This is a genomic window from Leuconostoc sp. S50 (assembly GCF_016624925.1).
Lineage (GTDB): Bacteria > Bacillota > Bacilli > Lactobacillales > Lactobacillaceae > Leuconostoc > Leuconostoc pseudomesenteroides.
In genome coordinates, this window is record NZ_JACVUE010000005.1 from 93,896 (window position 1) to 105,987 (window position 12,092).

Here is a 12,092-nt window from a genome sequence, read left to right on the forward strand (position 1 = left end):
TCACAAAAAGGGTTTGAATTAACCGAAATCTACACACAATCGCTTGATATTATAAGAATGTACAGAAGAAAGAAGAAACGGATAGAGGAAAAAACATGAAAGCAAAAAATCTGATTTTAACTAGCGTCTTGTTGGCGCCAATGATCTTAACCAGTGGTAGTGCACTTGCATCTGCAACGAAGCCTTCATCAACTGATGTTGTGATCAATAAAGTTCAAAGTGCAACCGATGGCGAGGATGCCCAAAACATCTTCCAAAATGATGGTTCTGCAATGGACCTAGAAACAGGTTGGACAATTGCCAACGCAAAGTTCACTGTTTACCATTTGACGGATGACGCGATTGATGGGTTTGACACAGGAGATCGACCAAAAATTGGTTCAGATTATAGTACTTATCTTGAAGTCGTTAACTCAGGTGCAAGTGCCCATCCAGATGTTAACCCCTACACGATTCGCGTTAAGGCTGGACAAGAAGCTGCCTTCAAGACATTCCTAGCAAGTAAGGGTGGCGTATCAAGGATTGTTAACAATCAAGAAACAACTGGCGGTCAGTTAAGGTTAGATAATTTGGCTGAAGGGCATTATGTTGCTTTTGAAACAGGGTACTCTGCTTCAACTAAGACACACGCCGTGCCAATGGTTATCAGTGTACCATTGTTGAATCCTAACGCGACAGGAACTGGAGACACTTGGTTCGATAATACTGACAACGAATACAACATCTATGCAAAAAACTATACAGATGTTGGTGAGTTGAAGGTGAAGAAGGTTGGCGAAGACAAGAAGACAATTGCCGGTGCCGTTGTTGGATTGGTTAATTCTTCAGTTTACGCAACACAAAGTAAGACTGACGTACAAAATGCGCTGTCACAATTGGTGCGTGATTTAGCAAAAGACAAAGTTAATACAGTGGCTGGTGTGAAGGAATACATACCAACATGGATTACAAAGATGACAACTGATGGCTTCTTTACAGCCGCACAAGCTACTGCAGCAACATCAATTCTGGGTCAAGTGGACTTCCGTTTGACAACAGCTGATGGCGTAACTTATAGTGATTTGACACCAGGTGATACTTATGGTGTAACCGAATTGACAGCACCAAACAACTACATGGTTAATGGTCAATTGCAAGAAGTGACATTGAGCAATGCAGATAGTACCGCTACATCAGATACTAAGGCTGGATATGGCGCAGCGGATAACACAGTTTATTACCGTAACTCAACGTTCAAGCTGGTCAACTATGAAACACCAGATGTTGATAAGACAATTGATACGAATCAAGATGGTGTCTTTGAAGACAATGACACAAAGTCGGGTGTATCACGTGGTGAAGATTTCCAGTGGAAGATTGAATCAGATATTGATGACAACATTAATACTTATACAAAGTATGACATCGTCGATACATTACCATACCAAACTAACTGGATCAGCGCTTCAATTGCCTTGAAGAGTGGTTCAACAACAACACAATTGGCAACATTGGAACACTTTGGTGCTGACGGTGGTGAAGCAAACAAAATTACTGACACGATGGGCTTGACTGGACATGGACTAGTTTATGATACAGACCCAACGAGTGCTAAAAAGTATGATGTGCCTAACAAAGATGCTGGTAAAACGACTGATACATCAGACGCTATTCAACAAGCACGTGTTAGCTTAGCAGCCGTAACGGGATCAGGATTTACAGCTGATGATTTCCGTATCTACGGTGTGAGCTCAACTTATACATTTGCTGATAACAACCGTGTGGTTAACGAAGCATCTAAAAATGATGGTAAGTTGGTCATCGAATTGACAGAGTCGGGTCGTCAAAAAGTCGCTAACAAGTTGAACATTACTGATACTAATGCAAAGTTGGTGGTAACACTTGATATGCGTGCTAACGCAGCTGCACAAACGGGTGACATTGAAAATACGGTTGATTTGAATGTAGACAACGGTTATACAACTAGCACGGATACTGACAAGTCAAAGACATTTGATGCAGGTTGGGAACTGGTGAAGACAGACAGTGGTGACTTGACTAAGCCGCTTGCAGGTGCTGGATTCAAACTTGGTATGAAGGTAACGCAAGGTACTAATGGTAACATCAATGCTGTTTGGAAGTTATTGTATGAAAATAAGAATAATGTTTGGGGTTCAGAAGATACTTCTAACCAATTCTCAACATTTGCTGCTTTCAAAGATTGGGTAGATTCAAAGGGTGCTGGCAATGCTTGGGTATACTTCATGCACGTTGATGAAGATGGTAATCCAATGGATCACATGATGTCAATGTCAGACGACCCAATGGGTGATATCATCTGGAGTATCGACGCTAATAACGCAACAACACACATGACAGGTGATGATGGTTACTTGCAGTACTGTGGACTTGCTGGTGGTGACTATAAGTTAGTCGAGTCACATGCACCAAGCGGCTATAAGCTAATGGACGATGTTGAATTCTCATTGGGGGCAGATGGGACAACTAATTCTAACTATATCAATGGTCAGCCATCGGGTGTTGTCAATGGTGTAGCAGACGCCGACGATATTAACGTTGCCAACTACAAGAAGTCAACATTCCCTGTAACTGGTGGTATTGGTATGTTGGGTGCATTGATGATGGGCGCAATGTTGATGGTTGCATCTCGTATCAAGAAGCGCAATCGTGACGAAAAGACGTCAACATTAATCAGAAAGTAACAACTATGCGCACCACACATATTGTAATAATCTAATTTAATTAACAATACCAAAAGGATGTTTCACGTGAAACATCCTTTTTTGCCATCACACTTTCGTCACACATGAACACAATTTAGTCAAACCTTGCCCTGAAAAGTCGTCATATCAATTCGTTACAATGAAATTAAGCAGAAAGATAGGACGAGTAAAATGCGAAAAAGATGGTTCTCAACATTAGTATTTTTAATTGGTTTGGCAATTTTTGCATCACCATTTGTGTCTCAGGCGTATAATGCGATGCACCAGACGGGTATTGCTAGAAGTGTTGATAGACGAGCAGAAAATTTAGATACAAGAATGGTTAATACACTAACTGAAAAGGCAGAAAAACGTAATAATAGCAACAAAACTGGTGTTACCGAAAAATCTTTGAAATCACTGAACAAGCCAGCAGAAGCTGTATCAGATATGATAACAATTCCTGATTCACAAGCACTGGGTACAATATCAATTCCTAAAATTGATGTTTATTTACCCATCTATGATGGTGTTAGTGAAAAAGAACTGCAAAAAGGAGCAGGGTTGCTACCTGGATCTTCAATTCCACTTGGTGGGCATGGGGAACACGCCGTGATCACTGGACACTCTGGTTTGCCAAATAAAATTATGTTTACTAATATTGGTAAGCTCAAAAAAGGCGATTTATTCTTTATTCAAGTTTTGGGAAAAGAATTTACCTATGAAGTGGACAAAAAAAAGGTTGTCACCCCAGAAAATGTCGAAGATTTGGCGTTACATCATCCAGATAATTTCGTCACGTTAGTCACTTGTACGCCCTATGGTGTTAACTCACATCGTTTATTAGTGAGAGGACATTTGACTGATAAAAGACCAACACCGACGGTTATATGGGAGCAGTGGTGGTTAATGCTACTGCTGGCAAGTGGCTTAATTGCCATTGTGGCTCTGTTGCTGTGGTTGATACGTCGCACCATTAAGCGGAGAAAGGCTAAATGAAATTAAGATATTGTCTGATACTATTTGTAATAGTGATTGGGATTATTGCTGCAATTTTCAATAAAACAAGCGAAGAACAACGGCAGCTTGTTAATCGTATTGAAAAAAGAAATGCAAAAACTGATGCTGCAATTACGGACGAAGATACAAATAAAATATTGTTGGCAGGTGCGGTGATTACCATTCCTAAAATCAATGTTGAATATCCAATTTTTAATGATACTAGTGATGAGTCACTGGCAAAGGGAGCAGGCTTTTTGGAAGACTTTGATCGTCCCGATGCTGGGGAGGGTGGATTAACAGTAATTGCTGCTCATCGTCTGTGGTGCACACATCTTGGTTTTTTGCGACTGAATGAGTTAGGAAAAGGTGATACTTTTCAAGTGCTATATCAAGGGATGACCTACCATTATCGGATTTTCAAAAAAATATCTATTCCAGTATCACAGTTAGAAACAATTCATGATTTGGCGTCGGCAACTAAATCGCGTGCTGCGCTTTATACATGTCATCCGTTTCCAACGACTAAAGAACGATTACTAGTCGTGGGTGATTTGGTGGCTGTCGATTAAAAAGCTAGCCGGCGGCTTGTTTTTCGGGTAAAATAGAAGTACTATGGAAAACTTTCAAGAACAACTTAAAAACCGGCGGACTTTTGCGATTATTTCGCACCCCGATGCTGGTAAAACAACTCTGACTGAGCAGCTACTGTTGCACGGTGGGGTGATTCGTGAAGCTGGGACGGTTAAAGGTCGCGGCTCAAACAAGCTGGCTTCATCGGACTGGATGGCAATTGAACAGCAACGTGGCATCTCAGTGACCTCATCAGTGTTGCAATTTGATTATGAAGGTAAGCGAATCAACATTTTGGACACACCGGGGCACGAGGATTTTTCTGAAGATACCTATCGAACGCTGATGGCGGTTGACTCAGTTGTCATGGTTGTCGATGCAGCCAAGGGAATTGAGCCACAAACGAAAAAGCTCTTTGAAATTGTGTCGCAACGCGGTATTCCTGTGTTCACTTTCTTCAACAAAATTGATCGTGACGCACGACCAGCGCTCGATTTGGTTGATGAATTAGAGTCTATTTTAGGCATTCAAGCTTATCCCATGAACTGGCCAGTTGGGTCAGGACAAATTTTGCAAGGTATTTATGATTTGCAAAAAGATGACTCAGTACCTTTCAAAAATGCCAGTGATCACCCAGAAGTTGTCAGTGAAGCAATGGACGAAATTGAGTTATTACGTGATGCGGGTAACGAATTTGACGCTGACAAAATTGCTCATGGTAAATTGACCCCAGTATTCTTTGGATCGGCCTTGGTGAATTTTGGTGTGACCGAATTTCTGCGTGAATATTTGACTTATGCGCCAGCGCCAGCGGCTGTGACAACGGTTGACGATCAGGTTATCACCCCGGATAGTCCACAATTTACTGGTTTTGTTTTCAAAATTCAAGCCAACATGGATCCACGTCATCGTGATCGCATTGCTTTTGTTCGTATTGTCAGTGGTGAATTTGATCGTGGTATGGATGTCACTTTGCAGCGAAATAGCAAGAAATTAAAGCTGTCTAACGTCACACAGTTCATGGCTGAAGAACGTGAAAATGTGCAAACAGCAGTGCCTGGCGATATTATTGGTGTCTATGATACCGGAAACTTCCAGATTGGTGACACAATTTATGCTGGCAAAAAGAGTGTGCAGTTCCCTGATTTGCCAACATTTACCCCCGAATTATTTAACCGTGTGATTGCCAAAGATGTGATGAAGCAAAAGTCTTACCATAAAGGCATTGAACAGTTGGTACAGGAAGGTACAATCCAACTTTACAAGTCTTGGAACGGTGGCGATTATATCATCGGTGCGGTCGGGCAACTGCAATTCGAAGTTTTCCAGTTCCGTATGGAAAATGAATACAACGTTGAAATTCAGTTCGAACCAATTGGTTCAAAAGTGGCACGTTGGATTAAGCCGGAAGAACTTGATGAAAAAATGGGTTCATCGCGTAATTTACTTGTGAAAGACCGTTATGACGCACCAGTTTTCTTATTTGAAAACAAGTTTGCACTTAATTGGTTCCATGATAAATATCCGGATGTGACACTAGAAGAAAAAATGTAATGAGTGAAAAACCACAAAATCCTTATCGGTTTTGTGGTTTTTACTTGCCTTTTTTCGTGTTCTAATTGTGAACACATACGATAATATGTTACATTTTAGGACAATAATGTGTTATTATTACATGTGAAATAGTTAACGAAAGCAAGGGGAGAATGTATCATGGCTTTTCACATTGATGAAAATCATTATAATGAAGCACTAAGGTTTTTTATTAGGGAAAAAGGGGTGCCCGTAAAAATCATTTTGGCACATGCTGATATTTCTCGTAGTCGTTTTTATGGTTATCTGAACGGATCGGGTGATCTGGCGATGAGTCGATTACTTTCGATTCTAGAAGTAATTCATGTGTCACTTGATGAATTTATGTTATATGCGCGGTCGTTAAAGGAAACTCAAATCGATATTAGCAAAGAACCATCAACATCAAGTGTTGATGAGGCAACAGTTGAAAGTGCATTACAAACATATAAGCAAACCAAGGATGTGGCAGCCATTGCAACAGCTGTTAGACAAGTCAAAACACACGCTTCGGAAGAAATCGCGGGAAAGTTAATCAAAAAACTGTTACCAACAGTTCGTAATATTTTGTGCAAACGCCATTATTTTTCGATCATAGATGCAAATTTGTTATTGGACGTGATGGACAGTCTTCGCTACGAGGATCTGCAAACGATTTTGCCATTTATTCGCAAAACGATTATGCAACAACAAGGGAGTCAACAAGCTGGTTTAGAAATGGAAATTACGCGTCAGCAAGCGTTACTCACTGTCATCTATCAATACACATTGCGGGCGTTTCACGAGCAAGCAAGTGCTGATACAAAGCGCGACTTTGAACTTGTTGACAGCTTGGAACCCGCTATTAGTGATTGGTACACCAACGTTATTCGTAAGTTGATGGCAGTAGTGCGAACGCTTGCTGTGGCTGATAATGAATATGAAGCGCGCGTAGAATATAATAATATTTTGGCAGCCGTTTATGCGATTCAACCGCAGTCCGTTTGGAATAATTATGAGCGACTGATGCACAACAACTTTAATGATTTCAAGACTTACACTATGCCATGACCTCATTAATTTGGGATTGGCATTCAGTTTTGGTCGTGAGTTATGTTAAAATGTAGTAACACCTACATTGGAGAATAATAATGGCATATTACACACAACAACTTTTTAATGGCCAAAGAGATCGCATTTTGCGTGTCGTTGACGCTGCGGATGAAACGCAAGCAACAGCAGGCTTTATCCATGTTTTTGACGAACGTCGTCCGTTTGATTTTGAATACGCAACGGAACTAACTAATGGCGAAATGACGCAAGAGGAATTTGATGAGCAGGGTGGTGCTGGTAATACGTTTAGTGCCAATTTTATGCCCATTGCTAAAAATGAAGACGAAGAAATACCGGCAGAAGTGTTTGAAGAGTGGGCTGGTTTAGTTGGACGAGAGTACGCATTGATTCCTAACTTGCACATCAATATGTACCAACAATCACTCAAGGCAGAAATTGAAGATATCGATAAGGATACGTTTGAAGAGCGTTTGATGGAGTTAATCACACGCGTGTTGGGTTCATCTGTTGTGGGCTTTGAAGAAAAGTCATTGACACTTTATCCAAGCTTCTTAATTCAAGAACAACCTGAACAGGCTGAACCACAAGGCCCTTCAACGCAAATCATTTTACCGGAATAAGACGCTGCCTAGAGGTGGCGTTTTTTTACGAACAATTACCAAACTTTAATACCAACGTTCGGTTCATTTGGTGTTACAATGTTCGTTGTCGATAAGACAAAATAAAATCGGGGTAGATTGATGCGCGTTAAGTGCAGCGGAAACGGAATGTGGGTCGCTGACGAAACACGCTTGTGTGCGGTGCATCAATCACATTCACCAATATAATCATATAGGTGAACACTCCACTCGGAGGTTCTTTATTATGGAAAGTACATCGCGTACATGGGCGCTGTCAAAATTAGACACGCGCCAATTTGTTGTTTTGGCATTTTTAATGGCTATTGACATGGCATTAAATAAATTCACTGTGGGAACGAATGTGCTACAAGTTAGTTTTTCGTTTGTGGCAATGTCTTTGATTGCCAAGTGGTATGGTCCGCTGTGGTCGATGCTGATTGCTGCCGTATTAGACGTGGTTAATATCACGATTGTTAATCCCGGTGTCTTCTTCATTGGGTTTACGTTGACAGCGGTTGTTTCAACATTGATTTATGCACTAGCTTATTATCGTCAAGATCACACAAGTCTATGGCGAATTATTGTTGCCGTTGGCTTGGTGTTACTCATCACTAACATTGTGATGAACACGGCTTGGTTAGTCATCATGTATCACACAGCGCATGATTGGCCATCATTGGTGGCGTTTACGATACCAAGAATTATCAAAAACTTGATTATGTACCCAATTCAGGTTGCAATCACTTATTTTTTCTTAAATAATCAAGTCGTACGACGCACAACAAAAACAATTTTTAGTTAAACAGCTTCGGCTGTTTTTTTTGAAAGCAGGTTATGATGACAAACGAATTTCCTCAAGTATTAACAATCGCCGGTTCTGATTCTGATGGCTCGGCTGGTATGCAAGCTGATTTACATACCTTTTTTATTCGTAAGACGTATGGAATGAGCGTCTTAGTAGCAGCCGTTGCGGGTAATTCTTACGGTATTCATGCGGCAGAAACGCTACCACTGGCATTTATTGATCAACAGTTTGAGGCTTTGGCTGATGATTTTAAAATCAAAGCTAGTAAGACGGGAATGCTGTCTGATGCAGCTTTAATTGGTACGGTAGTTAAGTCATATCAAACTTACGATTTTGGGCCATTGGTCGTTGATCCCGTTATTACTACGAAACATGGGGCACAATTATTAGAAAATGAAGCGTTCAAAGCTCTGAAACAACAGCTGTTACCATTGGCAACTGTTGCCACGCCTAATTTTTTTGAGGCACAATTGTTAACAGGACGAACAATTCAAAGCGAAACTGACCAAGCAGCGGCAGCACGAGATATTCAGGCACTAGGTGTTCAGAATGTCATTGTGAAAGGTTGGCATTATCAAGATGACCAACAAGAAGTTGCCGATTACGTGTTACTAGCTGATGGATCAGAATTTTGGCTGCGCCATCCTTATTTTGATACGACACATATTAACGGCACGGGCGATACGTTAAGTGCCACAATTGCAGCTGAAATTGCCAAAGGACAGTCAGTCGCTAATGCCATTCGCACAGCGCATGATGTCACAACAGCAGCTATTGCTAGCGAAATAGCGGTTGGCCATCAATTTGGTCCAATTAATCACTGGGCAGCTCAGTCAGTTAATTAAATTATTATAAAAGTGTATCTATATTTAGGCTAATTCGACATAGAATTAGCTTTTTTATTTTTGATTGGCAAAACATGACTTACTTAAAAACCGCATAATAACGAGCGCGTTTTATAAATTAGCCCAGTTAAACGACTTACCAAAAATTACATTAGGTCAGTTCTATATTTTTTTTGTAAAGTACAAAAACAAAATAATTTTACAATGAAATAGGGTGCTAATCTACTAGTGGTATCTGCTTGTTTGAAATAACACAAATTCAAACTTTAGAGAGAATGTATTGATATCGCCTATTATGTTATTGACACAACATAATATTGAAAGCCAATTAGGGAGGAACACATACCGAAATGACGTTTTAAAATGAAAGTTTGCTCGACTACACTGTGCGATCAATAATCGAACAACAGAGAATAGTCATGCTTGTAAGAATATGAGGTGTTTAATTTTGGTTATTCCAAAATTAAGCTAATAAAATAAAAGAGAGAATAGATTATGTCAATTAAAAAGAATGTAATGGTAGCAGCCGCTGCGATTTGCTTATTAACACCAAGTGCTACCGTGTCTGCACAAGCGATAACCGATACAATGAATCCTAAGGTGCAAGCACCTAAAGCCGTAGACATTGATTTGAATGCAAGTAATTTTCCTGATAGTAATTTTCGAAGTCAACTAGTCAGTTACGATATTGACGGAAACGGCAAACTATCTGCTGCTGAGGTAGCAAATATTACATCATTATCTTTAACTAATGTTTTAGATATTACTGGTGTTAAATTACTCACATCTTTGTCTGATCTGACCGTCGCAGCTTCTCCTATTAATAAAATTGATGTGAGAGGCATGACGAGTTTAACCAATATTAATTATTATGGAAATCCTAATCTTAAGACTTTAGATTTGAGAGATTGTCCAAATTTGGTGTATGCCAACCATTCTGTTAACAACGAGACAGTACTGATTAGTGCCGGCATGACTAAATATGTCGCTTGTTCTGCTATTCCTGAACATACAGGTCATATTATCATTGATTTACGAGGCATTGCGACGATTAATCCAGATGGGTCAAAGAGTATTGACCTTAAAACTGTGATATCCCCTACTTTGATTGCTGTTTTTGAAGAACACAGTCAACCTGGTTATGATCCTGCTACGAATATACTGACTATTCCAAAAGAGGATAACAGTTCAGATTATACAGCTGGTATTGATGGTAATAATGCCGATACGAGCTGGACATTTTACACTGATTACGATCATCCAACAGTAGTAGGTGGTGATATTACCGCTAAATACGTTGATGAAGCGGGCAATGAAATTTCCGCCGATGTTGTCAAATCAGGAAATGTTGGTGATTCATACACGACCGATCAAAAAAGTATTAACGGTTACACATTTAAAGAGGTTCAAGGTAATGTCAGCGGCACATTTACTGATCAAGCTCAGACTGTTACCTATGTTTATACAAAAAATCCTGTTAAAGCGGGGAATGTAACTGCTAAATACGTTGATGAAGCCGGCAATGAAATTTCTGCTGATGTTGTCAAATCGGGAAACGTTGGTGATGCGTATACCACGGATAAGAAAACTATTTCAGGCTACACATTTAAAGAAGTTCAAGGAAATTCAGTCGGTAATTTCACGGATAAAGCGCAAATTGTGACTTATGTATATAGCAAAGAACAATTAGTGCCAGTGAAGCCAAGTCAACAAACACCATCAACTATTGATAACCACCCTATCAAGCCAAATGATAAACAGGTGCAAAAATCAATACAACCAACTAAAACGGCATTGCCAAAGACAGCTAAGAATCAGAAAAACAGTAGTTTAATGATGACTAGCCTCATTTTAGCTGGCGCGACCCTAATTGTTGTAGCTATTAAAAAAAGACTAAGAAATTAATATGATTTGAGATAGATGTGACGCATAATGTTTGGTTGCGAGTACAAAATGTACAATGGCATATTGAACGTGTTTTAAAGTGTATCTATATTTAGGCTAATTCGACATAGAATTAGCTTTTTTTTAGTGTTAGAAAGACGATTCAGTCTGTTAAACAGGATTAGTTCACTATATTTTTTAAAATACAAAAAACTATGAATTTTAAAGCATGTATTTTCTATTAAAATTATAATCGCAAGTTATAAAGGGTCATAGAGAAAGAAGGATAACAAAATGACTGGTTTACAAAAAGTTTCATCGTTGGTTTTGGCAAGCACATTTGCCGTGTCGGCGCTCTCACCTATTATTGTTTCTGCTGATACAGTAGATACTTTGAACGGGGATGCGCACTTGGTTGTGAATAGTAATGGTGGTGCTGATCCAACGCCACGACCAGACAATCATGGTCAAATTTTGATGACCGGTGTGCCATCGTTTGATTTTGGTACACATAATGTCGGAAAGCTGAATGATGACGCCACTTTTACTATTAATGCAAAGGCAGCAACTGGTACGACAGCCGGCACGAAACTAGCTGATCCGGCAAAAGATACTGCAACGACTCTGAATGTGAATGATTTACGTCCAGATGCCAATGCGTGGTCTATCACTGCTGAAGTGGGGGATTTGAGTTCAGCTAACAAAGGCACGGTTGGGCTAGATTCATTTAAGATGACAGTAGCTGATAACGCAGATAGTCATGTTACTGGAGCAACATCTGTTGATATCCACGGCGCAGCAGCCAAAGTTGCCTCTCATGATACTACGGAAAAATCTGTTTATGATGAGACATCAGGAGCGACATCTGCATCAATGACGTTACCAGCAGATATTGTGACTGGGGACTATCACGCCAATATTACTTACACATTATCAGATGCAGAATAAGTTGTGATTTAAAAATTCACTCATTTCTTAACAGTTAATCCACTTATATGCATGAATTTTAATAGATTAAATCAGCTGTTGATTTAATCTA

At 39.8% G+C, this 12,092-nt stretch carries 10 protein-coding genes and 1 riboswitch; all 10 genes read left to right on the forward strand.

Features of this window, described 5'->3' with window-relative positions; all coding sequences use genetic code 11:
- Nucleotides 1-95: 95 nt before the first annotated feature.
- The 10 genes from IAE53_RS06000 (at nt 96) to IAE53_RS06045 (ending at nt 12,001) form a co-directional block, all read left to right on the forward strand.
- Nucleotides 96-2,702: a SpaA isopeptide-forming pilin-related protein gene (locus IAE53_RS06000; RefSeq protein WP_148424039.1), complete on the forward strand. Its 2,607-nt coding sequence runs from the start codon at nt 96-98 to the stop codon at nt 2,700-2,702.
- 192 nt (nt 2,703-2,894) lie between these two features.
- The gene (locus tag IAE53_RS06005; RefSeq protein ID WP_148424040.1) at nt 2,895-3,701 is read left to right on the forward strand and encodes a class C sortase; all 807 of its coding nucleotides are present in this window, start codon (nt 2,895-2,897) and stop codon (nt 3,699-3,701) included.
- Entirely contained in the window at nt 3,698-4,273 is a 576-nt protein-coding gene (locus IAE53_RS06010; RefSeq protein WP_188353313.1) for a sortase, read from the forward strand. The genes IAE53_RS06005 and IAE53_RS06010 overlap by 4 nt, the downstream gene beginning before the upstream one ends.
- Before the next feature lie 43 nt (nt 4,274-4,316).
- On the forward strand, nt 4,317-5,828 hold the full coding sequence (locus tag IAE53_RS06015) for a peptide chain release factor 3 (protein ID WP_148424042.1): 1,512 nt from the start codon (nt 4,317-4,319) through the stop codon (nt 5,826-5,828).
- Nucleotides 5,829-5,987: 159 nt separating this feature from the next.
- Nucleotides 5,988-6,896: a hypothetical protein gene (locus IAE53_RS06020; protein WP_148424043.1), complete on the forward strand. Its 909-nt coding sequence runs from the start codon at nt 5,988-5,990 to the stop codon at nt 6,894-6,896.
- Nucleotides 6,897-6,976: 80 nt separating this feature from the next.
- On the forward strand, nt 6,977-7,519 hold the full coding sequence (locus IAE53_RS06025) for a hypothetical protein (RefSeq protein WP_148424044.1): 543 nt from the start codon (nt 6,977-6,979) through the stop codon (nt 7,517-7,519).
- A 106-nt stretch (nt 7,520-7,625) separates the two neighbouring features.
- Nucleotides 7,626-7,722: riboswitch (THF riboswitch) on the forward strand.
- A gap of 41 nt (nt 7,723-7,763) precedes the next feature.
- A complete protein-coding gene (locus IAE53_RS06030; protein WP_148424045.1) occupies nt 7,764-8,321 on the forward strand; it encodes a folate family ECF transporter S component in 558 nt (185 codons plus the stop codon).
- A gap of 35 nt (nt 8,322-8,356) precedes the next feature.
- Complete coding sequence (gene thiD / locus IAE53_RS06035) at nt 8,357-9,169, forward strand: bifunctional hydroxymethylpyrimidine kinase/phosphomethylpyrimidine kinase (RefSeq protein ID WP_148424046.1); 813 nt, start codon at nt 8,357-8,359, stop codon at nt 9,167-9,169.
- Between the two features lie 495 nt (nt 9,170-9,664).
- Nucleotides 9,665-11,074, forward strand: coding sequence for a MucBP domain-containing protein (locus IAE53_RS06040; RefSeq protein ID WP_148424047.1), 1,410 nt, complete (start codon nt 9,665-9,667; stop codon nt 11,072-11,074).
- Between the two features lie 273 nt (nt 11,075-11,347).
- Nucleotides 11,348-12,001: a WxL domain-containing protein gene (locus IAE53_RS06045; RefSeq protein WP_188353310.1), complete on the forward strand. Its 654-nt coding sequence runs from the start codon at nt 11,348-11,350 to the stop codon at nt 11,999-12,001.
- Nucleotides 12,002-12,092 lie beyond the last annotated feature (91 nt).